At 61.0% G+C, this 24548-nt stretch carries 18 protein-coding genes; 12 read left to right on the top strand and 6 right to left on the bottom strand.

Annotated features, from left to right (window positions below; translation table 11 throughout):
• Window positions 1-52 precede the first annotated feature (52 nt).
• On the top strand, window positions 53-484 hold the full coding sequence (locus V3330_RS08720; RefSeq protein ID WP_354695024.1) for an SRPBCC family protein: 432 nt from the start codon (window positions 53-55) through the stop codon (window positions 482-484).
• 75 nt (window positions 485-559) lie between these two features.
• Here V3330_RS08720 and V3330_RS08715 read toward each other — a convergent pair whose 3' ends face one another.
• Together V3330_RS08715 and V3330_RS08710 are read right to left on the bottom strand one after the other, a co-directional pair.
• Window positions 560-997, bottom strand: coding sequence for a hypothetical protein (locus tag V3330_RS08715; RefSeq protein ID WP_354695023.1), 438 nt, complete (start codon window positions 995-997; stop codon window positions 560-562).
• A gap of 136 nt (window positions 998-1133) precedes the next feature.
• On the bottom strand, window positions 1134-1742 hold the full coding sequence (locus V3330_RS08710) for a phosphoribosyltransferase (protein ID WP_354695022.1): 609 nt from the start codon (window positions 1740-1742) through the stop codon (window positions 1134-1136).
• 171 nt (window positions 1743-1913) lie between these two features.
• Here V3330_RS08710 and V3330_RS08705 point away from each other — a divergent pair, with 171 nt between their 5' ends.
• The 7 genes from V3330_RS08705 (at window position 1914) to V3330_RS08675 (ending at window position 12413) form a co-directional block, all read left to right on the top strand.
• Window positions 1914-2489 (top strand): phosphoribosyltransferase, encoded by a 576-nt coding sequence (locus V3330_RS08705; RefSeq protein WP_354695021.1) that lies wholly within the window; start codon window positions 1914-1916, stop codon window positions 2487-2489.
• A gap of 513 nt (window positions 2490-3002) precedes the next feature.
• Window positions 3003-5084, top strand: coding sequence for a TonB-dependent receptor (locus tag V3330_RS08700; protein WP_354695020.1), 2082 nt, complete (start codon window positions 3003-3005; stop codon window positions 5082-5084).
• A 94-nt stretch (window positions 5085-5178) separates the two neighbouring features.
• Entirely contained in the window at window positions 5179-6771 is a 1593-nt protein-coding gene (locus V3330_RS08695) for a hydantoinase/oxoprolinase N-terminal domain-containing protein (RefSeq protein ID WP_354695019.1), read from the top strand.
• Entirely contained in the window at window positions 6768-7898 is a 1131-nt protein-coding gene (locus V3330_RS08690) for an S-methyl thiohydantoin desulfurase family protein (protein ID WP_354695018.1), read from the top strand. The genes V3330_RS08695 and V3330_RS08690 overlap by 4 nt, the downstream gene beginning before the upstream one ends.
• Window positions 7895-8641, top strand: a complete 747-nt coding sequence (locus V3330_RS08685; protein WP_354695017.1) for an aspartate/glutamate racemase family protein — start codon at window positions 7895-7897, stop codon at window positions 8639-8641. The genes V3330_RS08690 and V3330_RS08685 overlap by 4 nt, the downstream gene beginning before the upstream one ends.
• 12 nt (window positions 8642-8653) lie before the next feature.
• On the top strand, window positions 8654-10753 hold the full coding sequence (locus V3330_RS08680; RefSeq protein ID WP_354695016.1) for a hydantoinase/oxoprolinase family protein: 2100 nt from the start codon (window positions 8654-8656) through the stop codon (window positions 10751-10753).
• Entirely contained in the window at window positions 10746-12413 is a 1668-nt protein-coding gene (locus V3330_RS08675; RefSeq protein WP_354695015.1) for a hydantoinase B/oxoprolinase family protein, read from the top strand. The genes V3330_RS08680 and V3330_RS08675 overlap by 8 nt, the downstream gene beginning before the upstream one ends.
• 7 nt (window positions 12414-12420) lie before the next feature.
• Here V3330_RS08675 and V3330_RS08670 read toward each other — a convergent pair whose 3' ends face one another.
• Window positions 12421-15153, bottom strand: a complete 2733-nt coding sequence (locus V3330_RS08670) for a LuxR C-terminal-related transcriptional regulator (protein ID WP_354695014.1) — start codon at window positions 15151-15153, stop codon at window positions 12421-12423.
• 216 nt (window positions 15154-15369) lie between these two features.
• On the opposite strand from V3330_RS08670, the gene V3330_RS08665 reads away from it, so the two are divergent.
• From V3330_RS08665 to V3330_RS08650, 4 genes are read left to right on the top strand one after another with little or no spacing between them, the layout of a single operon-like run.
• Window positions 15370-16488, top strand: a complete 1119-nt coding sequence (locus tag V3330_RS08665) for a zinc-dependent alcohol dehydrogenase family protein (RefSeq protein ID WP_354695013.1) — start codon at window positions 15370-15372, stop codon at window positions 16486-16488.
• A 36-nt stretch (window positions 16489-16524) separates the two neighbouring features.
• The gene (locus tag V3330_RS08660; RefSeq protein ID WP_354695012.1) at window positions 16525-18072 is read left to right on the top strand and encodes a hydantoinase/oxoprolinase N-terminal domain-containing protein; all 1548 of its coding nucleotides are present in this window, start codon (window positions 16525-16527) and stop codon (window positions 18070-18072) included.
• A 5-nt stretch (window positions 18073-18077) separates the two neighbouring features.
• The gene (locus V3330_RS08655; protein ID WP_354695011.1) at window positions 18078-19175 is read left to right on the top strand and encodes an S-methyl thiohydantoin desulfurase family protein; all 1098 of its coding nucleotides are present in this window, start codon (window positions 18078-18080) and stop codon (window positions 19173-19175) included.
• 40 nt (window positions 19176-19215) lie between these two features.
• Window positions 19216-20568 (top strand): cytosine permease, encoded by a 1353-nt coding sequence (locus tag V3330_RS08650; protein WP_354695010.1) that lies wholly within the window; start codon window positions 19216-19218, stop codon window positions 20566-20568.
• Window positions 20569-20645: 77 nt separating this feature from the next.
• Here V3330_RS08650 and V3330_RS08645 read toward each other — a convergent pair whose 3' ends face one another.
• The 3 genes from V3330_RS08645 to V3330_RS08635 all read right to left on the bottom strand — a co-directional run bounded on the left by V3330_RS08645 (window position 20646) and on the right by V3330_RS08635 (window position 24426).
• The gene (locus V3330_RS08645; RefSeq protein WP_354695009.1) at window positions 20646-22244 is read right to left on the bottom strand and encodes an IPTL-CTERM sorting domain-containing protein; all 1599 of its coding nucleotides are present in this window, start codon (window positions 22242-22244) and stop codon (window positions 20646-20648) included.
• A gap of 134 nt (window positions 22245-22378) precedes the next feature.
• Window positions 22379-23380, bottom strand: a complete 1002-nt coding sequence (locus tag V3330_RS08640; protein WP_354695008.1) for an NAD-dependent epimerase/dehydratase family protein — start codon at window positions 23378-23380, stop codon at window positions 22379-22381.
• An 86-nt stretch (window positions 23381-23466) separates the two neighbouring features.
• Window positions 23467-24426, bottom strand: coding sequence for a putative nucleotide-diphospho-sugar transferase (locus V3330_RS08635; protein WP_354695007.1), 960 nt, complete (start codon window positions 24424-24426; stop codon window positions 23467-23469).
• Window positions 24427-24548: the final 122 nt, after the last annotated feature.

Below are 24548 nucleotides of genomic sequence, written 5' to 3'. Positions count from 1 at the left end.
TTTTTCACCGCAAGATGGCGTTCCCGATCCGACCGAACGCCGAGGGCCTGAAATGGGCAAGACCTACCAGTCCATCGTGATCCGCGCGACCGCGGATCGCGTTTGGCAGGCCATCCGTGACTTCCACGACATGAGCTGGGCGCCCAGCGTCATCACCAGTATCCAGCCGGTGGGCGATATCGCAGGCGATCAGCCCGGAGCCGGCCGCATCCTCAACGGCGCATTCCACGAGACGCTGCAGAAGCTCGACGATGCCGAACGGTATTTCGAGTACCGCATGGTGGACGGTCCGTCACCGGTCTCGAAAGCCGATGTCCGTCAGTACCGCGGCTGCGTGCGCGTCAGTCCGGCCACCCAGGACAGTGGCACACTCGTTGAATGGTCCTCCTGCTGGCAGCGTAACGAAAAGGCCGCAGCCGAGTTCTGCCGTGCCGTGTACGCGGCGCGGCTGGAGGATTTGAAGGCGCAGATGGAAGCGCATTGAGTCGCGTTCCCGCCTGACACTGCCATGTAGTCCGGCCAGGGGTTTATCGGAACGGGACCAACCGGCCGCGGATTCCTATTTCGGCATGTAACGCTCGTGGCATCCGGCGCAAGGCGGGTAGAGCGCGTCGTTGCCGATGTTGAACAGGGCTTCTTCGTCGCGTTGCTCGACGGCGATGAGAATCTGCCGGGCGGCGTCGATCATCTGCTGGTTGAACGCCTGCCATTCAGGCTGTGCGATCCAGGCCTGTTCCACCTCTGAAGCACCACCGCCGGACAGGCTTTCGCCCGCTTTGACCAGTACCCGGGCAGCGTCACCGACCGGTTTCCATTCCGCATCCGTCGCCAGCTCGCTGGCACCCCAGATGGTGTCGCTGGCGGGTACGACCTGTTGCGTCATGATGTCTTTGACGGTCTGTGTGTCAGCAGCCTGTGCGCTGGCAGGCCCGAAAGTGGTCAGAGTGGCACTGGCGAGCAGAACGATAACGATGGCGGCTGATCCGGTCGGGTGCATGGTGATTCCTGTTTGATGCGGAACGGGCGACCAAAAGGCTGTCATGAACGTCCGCTGGATGCCCTGATTCAGGTCACTTGAGCAGCATACGCAGCGGGCAGCCGGGCGACAGATACCGCAGCCGGTGAGGCTGATGTCAATCCACCGGCCCTGCGAGCTTCCCGGCCGGTTCCAGAAGAGGCAACACCCAGGGTTTGTGTTCCTGCAGCTCGCTGCGTGTCAGGCCGGTCAGTTCGTAGGGCAGGACCAGCCATTCCCCGGTTTCGTGCAGATAGTAATCAGGGATACGCCCGGTCCTGTTGTTGCCGGGTTTGTAGAACGGCACCGCCACGCGGGTGTCTTTGGGCATGTTGCGTTTGGTTTTCATCCGCAAGCGCTGGATGACGGCTTCGACGTTGTAGCCGGTGCTGAACACGTCGTCGACGATCAGCAGCGCGTTGTCGTGGTTCAGGTTCTCGTACAGATACTGCAGGCCGTGCACCCGAATCATGTGCGGTTCGTGCAGACGCCTGAGGTAGTCCTCCATGCCGCGGTACGAGGTACGGATGGCGATGTGGTCGGTTTCCTGGCCAAGGTATTGCAGGCATTCCTGCACGTAGATGCCCACGGTGGAGCCGCCGCGCCACAGGCCGACGATGAAATCCGGGCGGAAGCCGCTCTGCCAGATCTGCACCGCCAGCCGATAGGAATCGTTGAGCAGTTCTTCCTCTTTGACAAACGTTTTCTGCATGGATTGCGGTGTCATGTCGGTCGCCTGCGGGTCCGGAATCAGAGTGCGGATTGGGTCATTTCAGCCTGCGCGGGATTGTGTCACAGTATCGCCCACACCATCGTCACTCCAATCGGTGACCGGGCTTTCGGATCGCGTATTCCGCCCGTACACTGGGTTCGGGCTACGGCATCACGAGAGCAGCGCATGACTGACAAAGTTTACCTGTCCGCGCAGGACTTGCTGGAAGACTCGTTCCGCCTCGGTGCCCGGGTGCTGGAGAGCGGCTTCCGGCCGACCTTCATCACTGCCATCTGGCGCGGTGGTGCACCCATTGGTATCGCGGTGCAGGAACTGCTGGCCCGGTCCGGCGTGGAGACCGACCACATCGCCATCCGTACCTCGTCCTATGCCGGCATCGATGACCGTTCGTCCCGGATCCGCATTCACGGCATGGACTACCTTATCAAGGCCATCACCCACGAAGACCGTCTGCTGATTGTCGATGACGTGTTCGATACCGGCCATACCATCAACGCCGTGATTGAGCATCTGCGCGAAAAGGCGCGGCGCAACGCACCGCACGATATCCGCGTGGCGGTTCCGTACTACAAACCCACGCGTAATCAGACCGACCGGGTGCCGGATTACTACCTGCACGAAACCGAAGCCTGGCTGAAGTACCCGCATTCACTGGAAGGCCTGAGCGTCGAGGAAATCGCCCGGCACCGGCCGGATCTGTACGACATCCTCGAGCCCTGCCTGCCGGAAAGGGCGGATTGAGCCGCCCGGGCGGCGAGATCACCACCTTGCCGTCGTCGTGGATCAGAAATGGTCCGCGGTTGTGAATACTGATTTTTCCCGCGTGACTCGCTCGAAACCACATCATTCAGCGTGCATCCCGTGCGAGAACGGTTCTTGCCGGCTCTGATTGCGGGAAACAAAAGCATCGACCTGTCGCTTAGGACAGGTGTTTTCACGCTGTGCTGCTCCGCGTGCTGTCCAAATTGCCGCCTGCCCTGTCCAAATTTTCGATTGATGTGGCCTGGAAGCCAGCGGTAGTTTGGAATGACGAGCTCCAATCCGCGCATGAATACTGGAATCTCGCGCGTGGGCATCCCGGAAACGGGAGCGAGAATCCGGACCAACGGCAGAGGAAAAACGATGGCACGAGTGACCGGGAAGGCAATCAAAATTCAGCTCAGCGCGGCGGTTGCGCTGGCTTGCGCAGTGGCTGGTACAGCAGTGGCACAGGAACAGCAGCGACCGGCTCGGGGCATGCTCGAGGAAATAGTCGTGACTGCGCAAAAGCGTGCGCAGAACATCAATGACGTCGGCATTGCCATATCGGCTTTCGACGCCCAAACCATTCGTGAACTCGGGTTTCAGCAGCCCATCGACGTGGCTACGCAAACCACGAACTTTTCAGTGAACCAACTGGTAACGAGCATCCCGAATTTCACCATCCGCGGAGTGGGTGTCAACGATTACGCAATCAATCAGGCGACTTCGGTCGGCTCGTACGTGGACCAGGTGTTCATCGCCTCCCCGGCGATGATGCTGTTCCAGATGTTCGACACCGAACGCGTGGAGGTTTTGAAAGGTCCGCAAGGCACTTTGTACGGTCGCAATACGACCGGTGGTGCCGTGTTGTTCATATCCAAGTCACCGACCGAGGAGCCGGAAGCCTCGGTAGATCTGGAGATCGGCAGCTATGGTTACTACATGGTGGAAGGCGCCGTCAGCGGCCCGCTCAGTGACACCGTCCGGGGCCGCCTGGCATTCAACACGACTCAGAGCGACGGGTACCAGGAAAATATCTTTACCGGTGAGGATCACGGTGGTTATGACCGCGTGTCCGCCCGGGCCATCCTCGACTGGACGCCCAGTGACTCGGTAGACGTGCGTTTGAAGGTGCACGTCGGGAAAGACAATTCGAGCCTCAACAGCTTCAACGTACCGGGAGTCGGCAGTAACGACAGTTCCTCCGGCACGATCGATACCATCGATGGCGTGCCATACCGCGACAACGATTCCAAGGGGGCAGCACTGACCATCGACTGGGATCTGGGCAACCTGGTGTTGACATCGGTCAGCAGCTACGACCAGTTGGACCGCTTCGAGTATGGCGATACGGACGGGCTATTCGCGGATGGGCGCATCGACCAGGTGCTGATCAGCGATATCGACCAATTCACGCAGGAACTTCGCCTGGCTTCCAACGGCGACGGTCCCGTCACCTGGGTCGGCGGTTTGTACTACAGTGAGGACGAGATCGAAGACGGCACGATCTACGAGGTCACCGGCGCAGGCTTCCCTCCGTTCGTGTTCGGCGTTCCCTCTTCGTATGCGACCCTCGATGAATTGGGTAACACGTTCCAGCAGAAATCCCAGTCGGCAGCCATATTCGGCCAGGTCGAGTGGGACGTCGCGGACAGGTGGCACCTGACCGCCGGACTGCGTTACACGCAGGAAGACAAAGAATTGAACAACGTAACTACGCCGTGGCGCGTCATGCCAGGACCGGGTGAGTCGGGTCCGGACGAAGTCGGGCTGTTGTTTCCGCCAGCGTCCTTCGACGAGGACTTCGACGCGGTTTCCGGCAAGTTCGGTGCTGATTTCCGGCTGAACGAAGACATCCTGTTCTATGGCAGCATCAGTAAAGGATTCAAGTCGGGCGGTTTTCAGGGAACCCTGGTCTTCAGTCCTTCCAACATCATTCCGTTCGATGAGGAAACCGTGCTCGCCTACGAGGTGGGTTCGAAGATGACCCTGGCCGACGGCCGCGTGCAGCTCAATTCCGCCTTCTTTTTCTACGACTATGAGAATCTGCAGGCGCAGGGCACCATTGAAGGTGGCGCCGGCGGCGTGGAAAACCTGTTTGCGCTGCAGAACATCGGTGATGCTGAAGTGCTGGGCTTTGAAATCGACCTGACGGCCGCCCCGACGGAGCGGCTGAATCTGGCGCTGGGTGTCGGCTACCTGGACGCCGAGATCGTCGACCCCTTTATTGCCGAAGTACAGCCTGATGGCAGGCCAGCCATGTCGCCCAAGTGGAATCTGAACGGGCGTGCGCAGTTCGTCGTACATGATGCGGGCAGTCATTACTGGTTCGTGCGCGGCGATTTCAACTTCCAGGACGACGTGTTCTTCGACATCTATGAAACTCCTTTCCTGCTGGAAGATTCCTACTGGTTGTTCAATGCAGCGGTGGGTGTAACCTCCACGGACGGGAGGTGGCGTGCCGAAATGTGGGGCCGTAATCTTGGTGATACGGATTACCGCATCGGCGGGTTCACAGGCGGCGTCGCCGGACCGGTCCAGATCTTCGGTGAGCCACGGACGTACGGCGTCAGTTTTTCCTACCTGTTCGATTGACTGGCTGTGCCCCCGCTTCGGCCCATGAAGGTTCGGGCGCGAAGTGGGGGATTACCGCAGACCTCCATATGTATCCTGTGACCAGGCGAACATCATGAGAATTGGCGTGGACGTGGGCGGCACCAATACGGACGCCGCCCTGATGCAGGGTGACGCCGTGGTGGCGAGTTGCAAGCAGCCGACCACCGACAACGTCAGCGACGGCATCGTGAGTGCAATCCGCACCGTGCTCGGTGAGTCCGATGTGTCCGCAGCGGACGTGCAGTGCGTGATGATCGGCACGACGCATTTCACCAACGCGTTTGTCGAGCGCAGAAACCTGCTCGATGTCGGCATCATTCGTGTCGCGTTGCCGGCCTCACGCGGAATACCGCCGTTGATCGACTGGCCGGAGGGCCTGCTCGCGGAAATTGGGGATCATCGCTACCTGGTGGGTGGCGGTTACCAGTTCGACGGTCGGCTCAACTCGCCGCTGGACGAGAAGGCGGTGGCTGAGGCTGCCCGCGAGCTGAAAGCCAAAGGCATTCGGACGGTGGCCATTTCCTCAGTGTTCTCACCGGTCAACGGCGACCTCGAGGAGCGTGCCGCCGAAATTGTCGCGGACGTCATGGGGGATGTTTCCATGACGCTGTCGCACACGATCGGGCGCATCGGCTTGCTGGAGCGTGAAAACGCGGCCGTCATGAACGCCAGCCTGGCGGAGCTTTCGCAGCGGGTTGTCGAGTCATTCCGCGCGGCGTTGCGAGAACTGGATATCGCGGCGCCGTTCTACATCTCTCAAAATGATGGCACGCTGATGAGTGCCGATTTCGTCGAACGCTACCCCGTGCTGACATTCGCCTCGGGACCCACCAACAGCATGCGGGGCGCGGCCTATCTGTCGGGCCTGAAGGATGCGCTGGTAGCCGATATCGGCGGTACGACGACGGACATCGGTATGCTGAACAGCGGATTTCCACGGGAATCGTCCGTGGCGGTGGATATCGGCGGGGTGCGCACCAATTTTCGCATGCCGGATGTCATGGCGCTGGGACTGGGCGGCGGCTCGCTGGTGGTGGAAGCGGACGGAGAAGTTCGGGTGGGGCCGCGTTCCGTAGGTTTCAAACTTCCTCAGAAGGCACGGATTTTTGGTGGGGAAACACTGACCGCGAGCGATATCGCTGTGGCCGCGGACTATGCCGATTTTGGAGATCCGGCGCAGGTGAAGCACCTTTCACCCGAACTGGTCGAGGCTGCGGTGCAGCGCATCCATCGCATCGTCGCCGACGGCGTCGATCGCATGAAAGTCAGCGCCGATCCGGTGCCGCTGGTACTGGTCGGTGGCGGGTCGGTGCTGATCGACCGTGATATTCCGGGGGTATCCGAGGTCATCGTTCCGGAATACGCTGGCGTGGCCAACGCCATCGGAGCTTCGATCGCGCAGGTCAGCGGCGAAACCGACCGGGTTTTCCTGTATGAAGACACCGGCCGCGAAGCCGCACTGGATCAGGCCCGTCAGGAAGCGGTTGCGCAGGCGGTACAAGCCGGTGCCCGGCCGGAAAGTGTGGAAGTACTCGACATCGAGGAAGTGCCCCTGGCATACGTGCCGGGTGGTGCCGTGCGGCTGCGGGTCAAGGTCGCGGGGTCATTGGCTTTGGAAGCGAGCGAGGCGGTGCAGGCCAAGGGCGCTCAGGGGGGCGGGCGATGAAACTGAGTATCGAGGACCTCGTAGACGTCGGCCGCGGCGCGGCCTTTCTGGGTACCGGTGGTGGGGGAGACCCTTACGTCGGTCGCATGCTGGCGACCCATGCCATCCAGGAGTTCGGCATGCCCGAACTGGTCGCACCCGAAGATGTGGCGGACGATGCACAGCTCTGTACGGTAGCCATGCTGGGCGCGCCGACGGTGCTGACCGAAAAGGCGGCCTGTGGCGATGATGTCGATCTCGCGGTGCGGCGCATGGAGAAATACCTGGGCCGGTCCATAGATGCCATCTTGCCGGTCGAGATCGGGGGGGTGAATTCGATGTTGCCGATCATGGCCGCTGCGCGCTGTGATCTGCCGCTGGTCGATGCCGACGGCATGGGTCGGGCATTCCCCGAAATCCAGATGGTGTCGTTCAATATTTACGGCGTGTCCTGCACGCCGCTGGTCGTCACCGATGATCACCTCAATTCTCTGGTCGTGGACACCGGGACTGCGAAGCGGGCGGAAGACCTGGTGCGCGTCGCCTCCATCGAGATGGGATGCAGCGTGATCCTGTCATCCTATTCGATGAGCGGTGCCGATATGAAACGAACCGCTGTCCACGGCACCATGAGCCTGGCACTGGAAATTGGACGGGCCATCGCGCGCGGCCGGCACAACGGCAACCCGATAGACGCGTTGATCCGGCACCTGCGAACCACGCCATATTATTCGGAGTGCCGCGTGTTGTTCACCGGCAAGGTAACCGACTTGCGGCGTGAAACGACGCGAGGCTTCGCGATTGGTCATTGCCGGCTGTCCGCGCTGGACAGCTCGGACCGCGTCATGGAAGTGACGTTCCAGAACGAGCACCTGGTAGCGCGCGAAAACGGCGAGGTGCGCGCCATCGTGCCGGATCTGATCTGTATGGTCGACAGTGAAACGGCCGAACCCATTCCGGTCGAAGCGCTGAAGTATGGCCAGCGTATCCGCGTCATCGGCGTCAGTGCGCCGCCGGTGCTGAGAACGCCTGAGGCGCTGGCCGTGGTGGGACCACAGGCCTTCGGCCTCGAAGACGCATTCGTGCCGATCGAGAATCTGCCAGAATCGTCGACCTCATCGGCAAGCCCCCGAGGAACACAGAAATGAAATCCACGATCCATGTCATTACGCCCATTACCACGACCGGGTTCCGCACCGAGGAAGACTTCAATGCCTGCGAGCGATCTGACCTGAAAGTCACCAACAGCCTGCTGGAACGAGGACCCGCCTCGATCGAATCCGAGTTCGACGAGGCGCTGGCCATCCCGGATACCATCCGGCTCGCCATCGAAGCCGAACGGGACGGCGCCGACGCCATCGTCATCGACTGCATGGGTGATCCCGGGCTGGCGTCATGCCGCGAAGCGGTGTCCATCCCGGTGCTGGGTCCGTGCCAGACGGCCTGCCACACAGCCGCCATGCTCGGTCACCGTTTCAGCTTCATCACGGTGCTGGAGCGCCTGCGCCCCATGCTCGACCACATCGTCGGCGGTTACGGCCTGGCCGGTAGTTACGCGGCCTTCGAAGCCGTCGATGTCCCGGTGCTGGATATTTGCCACGATGTCGACAAGTTGGGCGGGTTGTTGGCCGAGAAAGCCATCAAAACCGTGCGTGAGGATCACGCTGGCGCCGTCGTGCTGGGTTGTACCGGGTTCATGGGCCTGGCTGAGGTCATCGCCGGTACCTTGAGCGAAGAGGGATTGGAGGTGCCCGTCATCGATGCGATTCCGCTGACCATACGCGTGGCCGATTCGCTGGTGAAAACCGGTCTGACCCACAGCAAATTCATTTACCCACGGCCAGAAAAAAAGGCCATCACCGGCTACCCCATGCCGGACCTTTGGGACTGAGCCGGGCGTGACATGAGAGCGGCCAGCGATGTCGGCGGGACTTTTACCGATCTCGTTTACTATGAGGTCGACCCCGTCACCGGCCGCTGTGGTGAAGTAAAGAGCACCAAGACCGACACGACACCTCCTCGCTTCGAGGAAGGCGTCATGAATGCGCTGACCAAGGCCGGGGTACCGCTGGCCGAGCTGGATTTCTTCGCCCACGGGTCCACGGTAATCATCAATGCGATCACCGAGCGCAAGGGTGCACCCACGGCGCTGATCACCACAGCGGGATTCCGCGACGTGCTGGAAATAGGACGCGGCAATCGGCCGGACCTGTTTAACTTCCGTTTTCGCAAACCCCAGCCCTTCGTCGAGCGTCACCTGCGCGCAGAAGTGCGTGAGCGGGTCAACTACAAGGGCGAAATCGAATGCGAGCCCGATCTCGACCCGTTACCAGAGTTGCTGGAATATTTCCGTGCGGAGGGCGTGGAAGCCATCGCGGTGTGCTTCCTGTACGCGTACCTGAATCCGGAAAACGAACGCCATGTCGTGGAGCGTATCAAAGCGCTGTGGCCGGAGGTTTCGGTGCTGGCCAGCCATCGGATCAGCCGGGAATGGCGTGAGTACGAGCGCAGCAACACCACGGTGCTGTCGGCGTATGTGCATCCCGTCGCGCGGCGTTACATCGAGTCGCTGGAGCGACGCCTTGCCAGCGGTGGCTACAAAGACACCCTGTACATGATGCAGTCCAACTGCGGCATCACGACGGCCGCGGCGGCCAAGGCCAATCCGGTTTCCATGGTCGAGTCCGGTCCGGCCAGCGGAATTCACGCCGCTGCGTGGCTGGGGCGGGCAATCGGTGAGCCCAATCTCATTGTGCTCGACATTGGCGGCACCACCGCCAAGTGCACGCTCGTGGAAGCGGGCAATGTACGCGTGTCCACCCAGTATCACATCGAGAAAACCCCCACCGATCCGGGCTACCCGATTCAGACTCCGGTTTCTGAAATCGTCGAGATCGGCAATGGGGGAGGCAGCATTGCCTGGATCGACGAGGGTGGCAAGTTCCATGTCGGCCCGCAGTCGGCTGGCGCAATGCCGGGGCCGGCAGCTTACGGTCGCGGTGGCACGCACGCCACCACCACGGATGCGAATCTGGTGCTGGGGCGCATCGATCCGGAGAGTTTCGTGGGCGGCGAGGTCGAACCCGACTGGGACGCGGTACAGGCGGCATTCGCGCCGCTGACCGAGCGCCTGGGCGTCGATATCGAGGAGGCGGCGCGTGGCGTCGTTCGTGTTGCCAACGCCAACATGACGAATGCGCTGCGCCTGATATCGGTAAACAAGGGATTCGATCCGCGGGAGTTCGTGCTGGTCGCCTTCGGGGGCGGTGGCGCGATGCATGCCGTGGCTCTGGCTGAAGAACTGCGGATTCCCAAGGTCATCGTACCAGCCAATTCGGCGGTGTTTTCGGCCTGGGGCATGCTGCTGACCGACCTGCGACGGGACTATCTGTTGACCCGCCCGCTGACACTCGACGCCGGTGCACGCGACCGCGTCAAGACCGGATTCGCGGAGCTCGCGGATCGCGCCCGGCAGGATTTCAGTGACAGCGGAATCGCGCTCGGTGACGAGGACGCGGGCAGAGCGCTCGTTTTCGAACAGTGGGTCGACATGCGCTATGTCGGCCAGGAGCACACCGTGAACGTGCGCCTTTCGCACGACGCGGAGGGACGGCCCGATCTTTCGGCTTGCACCGACGCGTTTCACGCGGCGCACGAAAAGCAGTTCACCTACCGGCTGGACAACGCCGTGCAGATTGTCAATTTCCATTTGGTCGCGATGGTCGAAGTGGAAAAACCGGACCTGGCGCGCAGGGCGCGTACCGGCCGGACCCTGGAGGACACCGTGCTGGGCAATCGCCGCGTTGATTTCGACCAGCACGGCGTGCACGATGCCGCCATCTACGACGGGCTCGCGTTTGAGCCGGGCATGGAGCTGACGGGTCCGGCCGTGGTGCAGGAGCCGTCTGTGACGCTGGTGGTGCAGCCCGGGCACCGGGTGCTGGTCGATGACTACGGCAATTATCATGTTCACATGGACTTCGTGGCGGACGGAAATGGATAGGTTCACCGAAGAGATCATCAAGGACGCACTGGTCGCGGTCGGTGAGGAAATGTTCAACGCGATGATCCGGACCTCGATGAGTCCGATCATTTACGAGACCACGGATTTCGCAGTTGGCATCACCAGCGCGGACGGTGAACTGCTGGCTCAGGGCAACGGCATCGCGGCATTTCTGGCGACCCTGGATACCGCGGTCCAAAGCACCCTGCAGCACTATCCCTCGGCCGGCGACGTGCGGCCCGGTGATGTGTTCATCACCAATACGCCCTACGAAGGTGGCGGCAGTCACCTGTCCGACGTCGTCATCATCGTGCCCGTGTTTCATGAAGACACCTTGATCGCCTGGGCGGTCAACAAGGCGCACTGGACCGAACTCGGCGGTGCCAATCCGGGAAGCGCTTCGACCGAGGCCACCGAAATATTCCAGGAAGGGCTCCAGTTTCACTTCCTCAAGTTGTTCGAGGAGGGGGTCGTGAACCAGGCCTTGGTGAGCATGATTCGAACCAATGTCAGGCTGCCCGAGAGCACGATCGGTGATATGTATGCCGGTGTGGCAGCCGCCCGGGTCGGTGCGCGGCGTATCCTGGAGCTCGCCGACAAGTACGGCCAGGCGAATCTGTTGCTGGCCATGGAAAATCTGCTGGACTATGGCGAGCGCATGACGCGGCTGGAACTGGCGGCCCTTCCGCAAGGGCGTTACGAGGCGGAGGACGTGGTCGAGGATGACGGCCTGGGCAACGGCCCGTTCCGTATCCAGGTAGCGATAACCATCACGCATGAACGGATGATCGCGGACTTCACCGGCACCGATCCGCAAGCGCCGGGGCCGATCAACTGCTCCTACATCGGACTGGTGACCGGTGCGCGTTGCCTGTTCAAGGCCGTGACCAATCCGGACATTCCGGCCAACGGTGGCTGCTTTCGGGCGCTGGAGGTCATATGCCCGGAGGGTACGGTACTCAGCGCAACATCTCCTGCGGCGGTTTCGCTTTACTACGAGCCGTTGATTGCATCCATCGATGTGATGTGGAAGGCGCTGGCAAACGCGGTCCCGGAACGGCTGCCGGCCGGGCATCAGCGTTCGGTCGGCGCGACCTTCATCTCGGGAACTCATCCTGATACCGGCGAGTTTTTTGTTTTCGGTGAGCCACTGGTGGGGGGCTGGGGTGCTTCGCTGGATAGCGATGGCGACAGTGGTCAGTTCAGCTGTGGCAACGGCGAAACCTACAACGTGCCGGTAGAGTTGTTCGAAAGCCGCTACGGTCTGCAGGTGGAGCAGTATGCGCTGCACAACGAAGACGGCGGCGCCGGTCAGCACCGGGCTGGCAAGGGTGTGGTGCTGGACTACCGTGTACTGGGTGACGAAGCCCGTATCACCTACGCCGCATCGCGTACCGTTTCACGTCCCTGGGGGCTGCGCGGAGGGCAGGATGGCTCCAATAACTACCTGCAGGTTCTGCGCAACGATGGCAGCGTGGAGCGCCACCACATGGTCACCGGGCTGCGCGCGGAGCGGGGCGAAGTCTTCCGGCTGACGACCGCAACCGGAGGTGGCTTCGGCGATGCGCGCCAGCGTGCCCGCGATCTCGTCGCGCGCGACCTGAAGAACGAATACATTACTCCCGAACAGGCGGCCCGCGAGTACGGCTACGAAACCTGAGCCGGTCTCACACCAGCTTCTGCTGGCGCGCTACCGTGACTGCCTGCAGCCGGCTGGTGACATTGAGCTTCACGAAGATATTACGCAGATGGAAGCGGACCGTGCTCTCGGACACGTTGATTTTGCGCGCGATAACTTTGTTGGAGAATCCCTGCATGAGTTCTTGCAGGACTTCCTGCTCCCGTGGACTGAGCAGCGCTTCTTCGACATCCTTGGTGCGTGCGTCCTCGAGCCGTTCCAGTATTTGCTGCGCGCTTTCGTGATGCCGGGCACCTGTTGATTGGGCGGTTTCGGAGAGATACGCGGTGAGCGCGACCTTCAATTCGGGTTGGTGTTCCAGGAAGGGCCGGACATAACGGGACCGTTCGTACAGTTCCAGCGCGCTTTCGAGGTGATGATCCCTGGCAGTCGCATCGTCACGGTGGCCATGCGCGATCGCAAGCAGCAGCTGGTATTTCATGCGCGCACGCATGTGGCCGGCATGCCGCGCCTGACGTGAGAAATGGCGGAGCTGGTCAAGGGCTTCTTCCAGCCGGCCTTCGCAGATCAGCAGGTGCGAAATTGCCGCCACGGCTGTATCACGTTCGCGCCAGGCGATTTGGTCTTCGGCTTCGGACATGTAGTCCCCGATGGTGATGCCCGAGTGCTGCAGGACACTGCGGGCCTCGCTGATCTTGTCGGCTCGCAGCAGAAGTTCGATGCGCAGGCAGGCCAGCAGGCGGGTTAGCCGGAACAGCCGGTTGAGTTCCGCGTACTCGACGGCCCGATCGACAATGGCGAGGGCGGCGTCGATGCCATAGTCGTCCAATTCTCGATGACACGAGGCCGAGTATCCGGCAGCATAGATGTCGAACCAGGCTTCGTGGCGCTCCAGCAATTTTGGGATGGAGCGCGCGATGGCGGGAATTGAACCCACGTCGCCCAGCTCGTAATTGAGTTCCGAGGTCAGGATGCTGCCCACCAGCTTCATGCCCTGATCGTCGTTGAAATGCTTCCTGGCGAGATCCAGGCCTTCGGCGTATGACCGCGCGGCATCTTCGCTGTTGCCTTCTGCAAAACTGATGTCGCCCAGATGAAAATGGATGTAAGCCGTGCCATACAGTGACCCTGCGGCCATGAAGGCGGGAATGGCCAGTTCACCGTAGCGGCGCGCCTCGCTGAACTCCCCTCGCTGGAGATATCCCACACACAGAAACGTGAGCAGGTTGCCTCGAATGGCGAATTCCTTTTCGTCCAGGGATGCGACTCGGGCTTCCAGTTGTCGGCATGAGGCCTGCGAGATCGGCTTGCCCTCGTAGATGGATATGCCCATCTCGAGGATGGCAAATTCATCGACCTGGTCGTCGGCGCCAAGCTGGGAGAGTCCGGCGAATTCGATGTCGGCGCGTGCGGTTACTGAGTCGTACAGCTGTCGTGCCTGGTGGACCTGACCGTCCTTGATGTACAGCAGGCAGCGAATCATCGCCAGGCGCCAGTCATCGAATACGGCCTGGTCCTCCAACAAGCGCATTACGGCGCGCAGCCGCGTCAAGCCTTCCCTGAACCAGATCATCACGCCACCAACGCGCTGGATAATTCCGATGGCATGCTCGGGCTCTCCGGCCAATACGCAGTGGCGCACCGCTTCGACCAGATCTTCGCGAGAGGAAAACCAGTCGGCCGCACTGAGGTGCAGGGTCTTCAGCCGGTCGGGACGGCTCGCGGCCAGTCGTTCGTAAAGATGCTCGCGGAACAGCGGGTGTAATCGAAATGTGCCGTCCATCGTGTCCACTGGCAGCACCAGAGTGTCCAGCACCCGGGCCCTGCCAAGCAGGACATGGCTGCCGGGCTGCCCTCGAAGGTAATCGGCGAACTCAGTGTCGATACGATCGACCAGCGAGATATCCATCAGGAAATCCCGCAGTCCCTCATCGAGGTTGCTGAGGATTTCCTCAGACAGATAGGACGCAATGTTGGTCGCGTCGCCCGTCAGGTCGTCCATGATGCGCTCGACGTCTTTTTCGGATTGGACCGCGCTGCGAATCATCTGGATGGCCACGGGCCAGCCTTCAGTCACCTTGAACAGCTTCTGGATGGTCTGGTTATCCAGTTCATCGGCGAGAAAGTCATTCAGCTCCATCGGCGTGAAGCGGAGCTGGCTGGCGCCAAATCGGACTGCCTGGCCTTTGACTTCCAGGCTGGAAACTTTCAAATGGCTGTCGTCCCGGGTGGCGATGGCGATATGCAGATTGTCAGGGGCATATTCCAGCAAGGGGTGGATGACGGAATCGATGACTTCGGCCTTGAGATGATCGAAATCATCGAGTATCAGCACGACCTGGTTCGGGTGTTCGGCGGCCCAGTGAATAATCAGGCTGAGCAGATCGCGTTCTGACAGTTCGCTCACCGTGCGGTCGAAGCCGGCGCTGTCGGAATCGAATGCCACACCGCCTTCGACCAGCGAAAAGGCGATGTAGATCAGCAGATGCAGCGCCTCATTGTCCTGTCTGTCCAGGGACAGCCAGCATACCGTGTGGCCTTCGGCGAGCAGCAGGTCGCGCCAGTTACTCAGCAGGGTGCTTTTGCCGTATCCGGCCGGCGCATGGATGACCGAAACAGTCGCATCAAGCGCCTGGTGCAGCTTCAGCGTTAGCGACGGACGTTCCAGCAGATCGACGCGTTGCCGGGTGGGAGATGTCTTGGAGTGCAGGAGCCAAACCGGAAAGAGTGCGGGTTTGTCTGTGGCGGTGGCAGGTTTCATGGGACGGTCTGTTGGCTGCGGTGCGCGGGCCCGGCTCTGGCTATCCCGGGTATCGTAAAGAAATTACCCCGCGCTAGCCATGGCTTTGGCCGGCCTGCTCTGTCTTTTTGGACAGGTGCCCTGTGCGCCCGTTGCAGTGGGGGCTGTCCAAAATCACCGCCGGCCTGTCTGCATCGCGCATTGCCGTGCGAGCTGGTGGCAGGTAGCGTGTTGAACATGCCTCCTGCTAGAGCGCAACTGCCCTTCAAGCAGGTCCGGTTGGAGTCCATCGCAGAGCGGCCCGACCAATCCGTGGCCGATCATCTCAAGGCGGTGTCTGTACCGGATCTTCCCGAACCCGGGCCCGACGAGATGCGGGTACGGACTTTGCTCTCGCCGGTTCACCCGTGTGACGTCTTGTGCGCAGCCGGACTGGTGCCGAAACGCTATGGCGCTGCGGACGGTTCGGACAGCGATCAGTTCGTACCCGGCATCGAAGCCGTGGCGCGGGTGGAAGAAGTCGGGGCGAATCTGGCAGGTGATTTCCAAACGGGTCAGCGCGTGTTTGTCTGCTGCTGGGCCCCGTGGGGGCGCTGGGATCAAGCCGATGGCGTATGGTCGGAGTACCTGCTGGTCCGGCGCGAAAACGTCATTGCCGTGCCGGAAGACGTCAGCGACGCCACGGCGGCGATGTTCATGGTCATACCGGTCACGGCTTACGTGATGATGCTGGAGGAACTCGGCCTCGGCGAAGGCGACTGGCTGGTGCAAAATGCCTCCGGATCGGCCGTGGGGCGGTGGGTCATCGCATTGGCCGAGGAACTCGGCATCCACACCATCAACCTGGTGCGGCGAGAAGAGCAGGTTGAGGAGTTGCGGGCCGAGTCGGGTGCCGAACACGTGTTGTGGTGCCCGTCTGATGGCAGCCGCGCCACGGAATTGCAGCGACAGATTCATGACATTGCCGATGGCGCGCGCATCAAAGGCGCGCTCGATGCCGTGGGCGACGGTGTCTTCGCGTCGCTGATGCTGAACACACTTTCGCGTTACGGCACCATCATCGTGTACGGCGTACTTGGCGGAGGTTCGTTCACCGTCCCGTTTGAAACCACATGTCACATCCCGCTGGAATGCCTGAGTATTCGGGGCTTTTCGCTGCAGAACTGGTGGTTGCCGGATACGCCGGATCGCGTCAAGCAACGCATCTTCGACGCGGTGTGGAAACACATACGATCGAACGAGGCGTTGAGGCCGGCGGTCGCCGAGGTGTTTCCTTTCGAGCGTGTCGGGGATGCGATTCGCTCCAGCCTGGAGCGGAAGACCGGCAAAATTCTGCTGCGGCCACGTGTGGAATGAGTTGGCATGTCCCGAGTCGATCAAGGAGTTGTAAGCATGCGCATAGGCGTTGATGTTGGCGGCACCAATACGGATGCCGTGATCATGGAGGGAAGCCGGGTGCTGGCCTCGGCCAAGCGGCCGACCACGGAGGATGTCGCCGGCGGTATGGTCGCGGCGATCCGAGCCGTGCTGGACGATTCACAAGTGCCGGTCTCAGACATTCATTCTGTGATGGTGGGAACCACCCAGTTCATCAATGCGTTTGTTGAGCGCAAGCATCTGTCGGAAGTGGCGATCATTCGCATCGCGCTGCCGCTGTCCGAAGGCATACCACCGCTCGTGGACTGGCCGGACGATCTGCGCGCCGCCATTGGCGAACACATCTACATGGTCGGCGGCGGTTGTTACTACACGGGTGCCGAGTACATGCCCCTGGACGAGGAGGCCCTGGTCAAAGCCGCCAGAGACATTCGGGACAAAGGTCTGGAGGCGGTTGCGATCACGTCTATTTTCGCGCCCATTCGCCAGGACTACGAGGAACGTGCGGCTGCCATCATCCGCGAATATGCCCCGGATGTGGCCATCACCCAGTCCAACCAGGTTGGCAGCCTGAACCTGGTGGAACGTGAGAACGCGGCCGTGATCAATGCCTCGCTGATGAGACTTTCGCGCCAGGTCATCGATTCCTACCGAAAATCACTGGCCGCGCTGGACATCAATGGCCGGCTCTATGTCACGCAGAACGACGGTACCCTGATGAGCGCGGAAGCGGCCGAGCAAAACCCCGTCATGACGTGCTCGGCCGGGCCCACCAACAGCATGCGCGGCGCGGGTTTTCTGTCGGGTCTCAAAGAGGCGGTCGTTATCGACATCGGCGGGACCACGACGGACGTCGGCTTTTTGCATCACGGTTTTCCGCGCGAGACCACGGACGCCAACGATATTGGTGGGGTGCGCACCAATTTCAGCATGCCGGATGTGCTATCCATCGGGCTCGGCGGCGGCAGTATCGTCGCGGGGGATGCCGAGGTGACCGTAGGTCCTGCCTCGGTTGGTTATCGCATTCTGCAGGAAGCGAGGATTTTTGGAGGATCAACGTTGACGGCCACCGACATCGCGGTTGCCTCTGGTCAAGCCGACATCGGCGACGCGAGCGCCGTCAGCACTCTGCCGTCCGAGCTGGTGGAGAATGCACTGAGTGACATGCACAGCAAGATTGAAACCGCGCTCGATCGCATGAAGACCAGCGCCAGGGCAGTGCCGGCCGTGCTGGTGGGCGGCGGACATGTACTGGTATCACGTTCGCTCAAGGGTGTGTCCGAACTGCATCGCCCGGAGCACGCTTCGGTGGCCAATGCCATCGGCGCGGCGATCGGCCAGGTGGGGGCGCGGATCAAGCGTATCGTCGAGTACGGTGATTCCGGCCGGGATGAAGTGATCCGGCAAGTGTCGGAGGAAGTGAAACGCGATGTCGTCGAGGCCGGGGGGATACCCGAAACCGTCAAGGTCGTGGAAATCGAGGAGATGCAGATGACCTATCTGCAGGCGAATGCGGTGAGCCTGAAAATTCGGGCCATTGGCGACCTGGCGACGGGAGACTGAATCACATGGAGATCAGAAACAAGCAGGATGTGCGTGACATGGCCCGCGGTGCGGCATTCCTCGGCGTGGGTGGTGGTGGCGACCCCTACGTCGGCCAGTTGATGCTGCAACAGGAAGTCCTGAAGGGCCGCTACCCGCGTGTGATCAAGGCTGATGAACTGGACGACGATGCCCGAGTGCTGTCCGTGTGTGGTATCGGGTCTCCACCGGTGCTGGTGGAGCATCTGTTGTCCAGTCGATTGCTGTCTGAATTGATGGACCGCATGGAAGAACATTTGGGCTACTCGATCGACGCTTTGATCTCGGCGGAAATCGGTGGACTCAATTCCGTGATGACGCTCGGGGTCGCCGCGCAGCGGGATTTGCCGCTGATCGACGCCGACGGCATGGGCCGCGCCTTTCCAAAGCTCGAACTGGTGACCTTCAGCGTCTACGGCTGCCCGGCAAGTCCGGTCATGATCATGGACGAATTGGGCAATATGGCGATCGTGCAATCACGTGACGACGCGACCGCCGAGATGATGAGCCGGGCCATATCCTCCAGCCTCGGCGCGATGGTGTATTCTGCGCTGTACCCGATGACCGGGCGGCAGGTTAAGGACTTCGCCGTGCACGACACGATTTCGCTGTGCTACAGCATCGGCAAGTGCATTCGCGAATCCCGCGAGGAACTGGACAATCCGTTTGACGGTTTGCTGGCGCTGCTGAATCGGCCGGAAGAGGGCCGGCACTGTCGCCTCCTGTTCGATGGCAAGATCGTGGATCTGGTGCACGAGATTCGCGACGCCTGGCACTTCGGCACCATTACCATGGAGGCCAACGGTAACCCGGACGATGTCATGGTGGTGGAAATGCAGAATGAATACCTGGCGGCGCGTCATAATGGAAAGACCGTGACGATGGTGCCGGACCTGCTGTGCATTCTGGATGCCGAAACGGCGGAACCCATTACCGGAGAACGGCTCAAGTACGGCCAGCGCATCAAGGTGGTGGGGCTCAGCGCAGCGCCGATCATGCGCCGTCCCGAATGCCTGGCCGTGTTTGGCCCGGGCGGTTTCGGTTACAAAGAGGAATTCAAGCCGATCGAAGAGCTCAACCCGTGAAAACTCCCCGGGTGATCCCGCCTGGGCGGAACACATAGTCTTGGGCGCCGCAGACGAGTCAGCAAACAAGGCGCCGGCTCCGCAGGTGGGCGCGCAGCACCTTCACGCGCCGCGCGATGATCATTCCATTGAAGCGGTTCCTGCGGGAGAGACTGTTCACGGGCTGCGTGTCGCATTGGTGCTGATCGGCATTGCGATCACGATACCGGCCTTTCTCACAGGGGCCGAGCTCGGTCTGGCGATGGGGCTGGCCGATGTTGCTGTCGCCATCCCGGTGGGTTCCGCTTTCCTGTGCATGATTGGCTGCCTGGCGGCGGTTATTGCCGCTCAGTCGAGGCTGACCACCTACATGATCATCGAGTTTTCGTTCGGGGTGCGCGGGGCGAAGCTCGTGAACGGTATTATCTCGATTACGATCTTCGGCTGGTTCGCCGTTACGGCCTCGTTTTTTGGTGAGTCCATCTACCAGGCGGTCCAGGATATGTGGGGTTATTCCGCCGACCTCGATACCCTGATCGTGGTCGGTTCCGGCCTGGTGATCGCCACCACGATCTTCGGCTTCAAAGCCATCGACAAGCTCGCCCTGATAGCGGTCCCGTTGCTGTTCGCGGCCCTGTTGTGGTTGGTCACACGGGCATTGGCCGACGCCACGATTTCCAGCCTGGCGGCCTACAGTAGTGACACCATGACCCTGGGTCAGGGTATAACCGCGGTAATCGGTGGTTTCATCGTCGGCGCCATTATTCTGCCGGATTACTGCCGGTACGTTCGCAATACGGCGCACGGCCTGTTGGCCGCAGTTCTGCATTTCGGCGTGGCTTATCCGCTGATTCTGTTCATGCTGGCGGTCGTCTCGATCCATTCCGGCGAGAAGAATTTCATCAGTATTCTGACTGCGCTTGGCTTCGGTGCTGTCGGATTGGTGGTGCTGATTTTCGCTACGTGGACCACAAACACCGGCAACCTGTACTCCAATGCCCTGGTTCTGAAAACCATCTTCACTCGGGTTCCCCTGTGGATACTGGTGCTGCTCGCCGGCAGTTTGGGTACGGTGCTGGCAGTGGTTGGCGTTACTCACTACTTCATCGACTTTCTGCTGTTCCTGGGAATTTCTATTCCGCCTGTCGCCGGCATTTACATTGCGGACTACTTTTTCGTGCACCGTCGTAGTTATCAGCTCGAGCGTCTCAAGGCGCAGCCGCCGATCGCCTGGGCGGCATTCCTTGCCTGGACCATGGGGACGGTTGTTGCCTGGATGACGACTTATGGATATTTTCGGCTGACGTCCATTCCCGCCTGCGACGCCATTACCGTCGCATTCCTGGTGTATCTGATTGATAAGCGGATATTACGGCCCGAACGCACCCGGTCCGTCGAGTTGATCGACAGTTAGCTCGAACAGGGTATCGAACAGAAAGGCTGGGGGTCAGGGCAGAATTTCTGCCCTGACCCCGCTATCAGGAAAGGTGCTCAGGCAAAGCGGCGGAAGCCGACGAAGCCCACTCCGAGCATCAGCAGGGCCAGCAATGCCAGGCCGTACTGGTTCAGGGTCGGGATGCCCTCGTAGAACACCGTGTTGGTGATCGTGCACTGGCGGCCGTTGCCGACGCTGATCTCGAATGTGCCGCAGTTGTTGTCCACCTCGACCGCGGGATCCCAAACGGTTTCATCAACCGTGCAACTGGACGACGGGTAGCCCGGAATCACCGACGCGTAGAGAGCCAGGTCCGTCGGCTCCGCGAGGAAGTTGACATCGAACTCGACCCAGTAGGGGTACGCACCACCCTGCGGGGACTCGGCGGGCGGCTCAGGCGAAACAGAACCGATGTCGGCGTCGATGATTTGAGAGTCGCAACCAAGGAATACCTGGAAGTCGGGATTGATTCCGTCGAGGGTGCTGCTGCCTTCGATCACCCAGAGCTTGTCGATTTCGACTTCGACCGGTGCCGGGTAATTGCGGATCACGCACAGGGTGTCCCAGTTGGACTGGTCAGCGCCGCCACTCGGTGACAGGTTCTCGTACACGCAGGGTCCGTCGAAGTAGTCGTCGACATCGCCATCGATGAAGGCGCCGCTGTACACATCGAATTCGTCACCGGCGTCACAGGTGCCGCCCACGTCGTTGTCGCAGTTGTAGGACGGGATGTAGCCGGGAACGGGCGTCTCCCAAACGGTGCAGTCGAGTTCGCCGTCGTCGAAGTCCTGTACGACGAATTCAACCTCGTAGGTCTGGGGCGAGCCCAGCGGGCCGGGCTTCAAGGTCGCGGTGCGCGACTGGTCCAGCGGCAGACCGGTGTTGCAGCTGATGTTCAGCTCCACGTCGGTGTTGTCGTTGCCGTCCATGAACAGCTTCTGCACCGTGAACGTCACTCGGGTTTCGGCGAAAGCGATGTTGCATTGGGTGTTTTGATCATCCAGGCCCGGATCACAGTCGCTCGATGATACGGCGTAACCCGATGGCGTATTCACGGGCACGGCCGTGCAGTTCAGCGGATCGGTGTAGTTGGTCACATCGAAGGTGACCATGCCGCCGACGACAGGTTTGGTGTCGTCGTCGATCGTTCCGTTACCGTTGCAATCCAGGAAGATTTCAACCGGAGGGTTGTCGCCGCCCGGGAATTGCACCAGTACCGTCAGGGTGACGTCGTCATCGATGATGGTGCCGGTGCCGGTGGCCGCAGGTTCAGCGGGGCCGGCGGGATTTTCTTTGACGCCCGGCGTTTCGAACAGGTCCACGTAGAGAGTTTCATCCCCTTCGATCTTGGTGTCCTGCACGATATCGATGGTGATCTGCTGGGTGCTGTCACTGGAAAAATCCAGGGTGCCGGATTTCGACTTGTAATCGTCATCCCCGTTTTCGTCCTCGGCGGTTCCGTCGCGGGTCTGGTAATCCAGTTGCACGTCGACGCCCGCGCCGGCCGGGTTTTCCTGACCGGGCGTGACCGTTACATCCCAGGTTCCGGTGCCGGCACTTTCGTTCACCGTAAAACCCACGATTTCTACAGAAGCCCATGCGTTCGCGCTCATTAATACGGCGCTAATCAGGGTGATTTTCTTGATCGCGTTCATGACGTGACCCCAGGATGCCAGCTAGTCGAAGGATAGTGATGTGCCCGTTTCGGCGCACAGACGAAGACGACTATAACCTAACTTGGAGTGTACTTCAGTCCATCCGGCAAAATTAATCGAGGGACATGAAGGAATTACGGCGGTATCGTGGCCCTGGGTCGATGGGCGGTGGCTTGCCCGCTCATCACCTGCTGTTCGATCCAGGCATACGTTTTCTTCAGTCCTGCCTCGAGCGGCTGCGATGGCGCCCAACCCAGTTTTCGGGCAATGAGGCGATTGTCGGAATTCCGCCCGCGAACACCCAGCGGGCCAGGAACGTGCTCCAGGGACAGATTCTTTCCGGCGATGCGCATGGCCAGGCGAGCCAGTTCGTTGATCGAAACCATCTGGTCGGACCCGATGTTCACCGGCCCCGGCCAGGCCGAACGCATCAGCCGCAGACTGCCCTCCAGGCATTCGTCGATGTACAGAAAAGAGCGGGTCTGCAGGCCATCGCCCCAGATTTCGATGGACCCGCCGTCCGCTGCTTCGGCCACCTTGCGGCACACCGCGGCCGGCACTTTCTCCCGCCCGTCGTTCCAGGCGCCCTCGGGGCCGAAGATATTGTGGTAGCGCGCGATGCGTACCGGCATCCCGTAGTTGCGGCCATAGGCCAGGTACATTCGTTCGCTGAACAGTTTCTCCCAGCCGTACTCACTGTCCGGTGCGGCGGGGTAGACCGTGCCTTCCTCGGTAGTGGGCTTGTCCGGGTCGGTCTGATTGTGTTCGGGGTACACGCAGGCGGAAGAGGAATAAAACACGCGGCCGGCTCCGTGCTGCCGGCAGGCTTCCAGTATATTGAGGTTGATCTGCGCCGAGTTGTGCATCACCTGCGCATCGTTGTCGCCGGTGAAGATGTAGCCGGCGCCGCCCATGTCGGCGGCGAGTTGCCAGACTTCACTGAATTCGCGATCGAACGCTTCGGCGCAGAGGGCCGGGTCTCTGAGGTCACCCTGGATGAAATCGTCGGCGGCGGTGGGGCAGAAAGGCGGGTGCTTCAGGTCGACACCACGCACCCAGCATCCTTCCCGTTTGAGGCGCTTGACCAGGTGGGAGCCGATAAAGCCGCCGGCACCGCATACCAGTACGGATTTCAAGGGTGTTCTCCTGTCGGAATCAGCACAAGCCGGCATCTTCAGCGCTGCGGCCCGCAGTGGTCAAGCGGTGATGCGAGCGCCGCCGCCTACAGATACCAGAGGTTCGCCAGACGGTATTTCTCCATTTTGTGCTGCAGATCCTGCGTCCAGCTGCAGTGAATGACGAACGGATCGGGCGGTAACCGGTCCACGTCAGACCGGCTGAACAGGTGGCCGTTGGCGAAGTCCGCCTCGGGCAGAATGTCCACGCGCAGCCCACGAAAATAGCGGTTCACCAGCAGCATGTTGACGTGGCGCTGCTGTCCTCCGTAGGCGTAGACCTTGTCGAAGTGATCGAAGACCTGCTGCCAGAACGTGCGGCTGCGTTCGTTGTTGCGGAGGAAGAAAAATCCGCTGTTGGCGTGCAGCGGCGCGTAATTGGGATTGGGGCCGTCGTACATGAACTGCGCATCGAGGATGTTCCGTTCGGGCTGCAGCAGGAATTCGCCCGGGTCTTTTTTCCAGACCAGGTCGACGTCCTGGAACAACACATCGTGGCCGATGTTCAGCAGGTCCTGAACCAGTGCGGTTTTCGGAAACATCATGTCGCGGAATATCCGGTCGCCGAAGACCGTGGCCGCGTCCGGATCGTGTTGGCCGTACGCCGGGCTCGCGAGGTAAACCGTGAAGCCCAAAGCCTCGAACTGCTGTGCGGTTTCCTCGTCCATCGCGGCAATCAGGGTCCACGATCGAACCTCGATTCCGTGGCGGTCGCAGGATTCGACCCAGTTGAGCAACAGGTCCGAGAATCCCCGGTTCAGTGTCATGGCCAGCACGGTGTTGAAGCGGTGCCGGTACTTGAGCAGGCCGCGCAGTTCCCGTTGGCGTTCTGGACGGCCTGCTTCGAAGGAGTCGCGCAGTGCCTGCGCCCGTTCCACCTGCCATTTCCTGTGCTTTGCCACATGGTCTGGCCGATCGAGCCATTCGGCCGACGAGAAACGAATGTCCTCATTGCCGGCACCGGGAAAACCGCCGGGAGGAAATCGATGGTAATAGGAATCGCTCATCTGTTCGCGGAATTCGCCCTGGGGCGCCTCGTTTTCGCGGCGTGACTCATGCCCGGATTGCCGGTATCGTACCGAGTCTGATGCCGACAGACCACGCGGCGCGTGTGCGCTGCCGAATTCCA

This window comes from Elongatibacter sediminis (genome assembly GCF_037892215.1).
Lineage (GTDB): Bacteria > Pseudomonadota > Gammaproteobacteria > Xanthomonadales > SZUA-36 > Elongatibacter > Elongatibacter sediminis.
Note: the sequence above shows the minus strand (reverse complement) of the source record. Positions and strands in the feature narration are given on the sequence as shown.

Coding starts and splice junctions, on each gene's coding strand:
- V3330_RS08720 (WP_354695024.1), top strand. CDS start 53: ATGGGCAAGACCTACCAGTCCATCGTGATCCGCGCGACCGCGGATCGC.
- V3330_RS08715 (WP_354695023.1), bottom strand. CDS start 997: ATGCACCCGACCGGATCAGCCGCCATCGTTATCGTTCTGCTCGCCAGT.
- V3330_RS08710 (WP_354695022.1), bottom strand. CDS start 1,742: ATGACACCGCAATCCATGCAGAAAACGTTTGTCAAAGAGGAAGAACTG.
- V3330_RS08705 (WP_354695021.1), top strand. CDS start 1,914: ATGACTGACAAAGTTTACCTGTCCGCGCAGGACTTGCTGGAAGACTCG.
- V3330_RS08695 (WP_354695019.1), top strand. CDS start 5,179: ATGAGAATTGGCGTGGACGTGGGCGGCACCAATACGGACGCCGCCCTG.
- V3330_RS08690 (WP_354695018.1), top strand. CDS start 6,768: ATGAAACTGAGTATCGAGGACCTCGTAGACGTCGGCCGCGGCGCGGCC.
- V3330_RS08685 (WP_354695017.1), top strand. CDS start 7,895: ATGAAATCCACGATCCATGTCATTACGCCCATTACCACGACCGGGTTC.
- V3330_RS08680 (WP_354695016.1), top strand. CDS start 8,654: ATGAGAGCGGCCAGCGATGTCGGCGGGACTTTTACCGATCTCGTTTAC.
- V3330_RS08675 (WP_354695015.1), top strand. CDS start 10,746: ATGGATAGGTTCACCGAAGAGATCATCAAGGACGCACTGGTCGCGGTC.
- V3330_RS08670 (WP_354695014.1), bottom strand. CDS start 15,153: ATGAAACCTGCCACCGCCACAGACAAACCCGCACTCTTTCCGGTTTGG.
- V3330_RS08665 (WP_354695013.1), top strand. CDS start 15,370: ATGCCTCCTGCTAGAGCGCAACTGCCCTTCAAGCAGGTCCGGTTGGAG.
- V3330_RS08660 (WP_354695012.1), top strand. CDS start 16,525: ATGCGCATAGGCGTTGATGTTGGCGGCACCAATACGGATGCCGTGATC.
- V3330_RS08655 (WP_354695011.1), top strand. CDS start 18,078: ATGGAGATCAGAAACAAGCAGGATGTGCGTGACATGGCCCGCGGTGCG.
- V3330_RS08645 (WP_354695009.1), bottom strand. CDS start 22,244: ATGAACGCGATCAAGAAAATCACCCTGATTAGCGCCGTATTAATGAGC.
- V3330_RS08635 (WP_354695007.1), bottom strand. CDS start 24,426: ATGAGCGATTCCTATTACCATCGATTTCCTCCCGGCGGTTTTCCCGGT.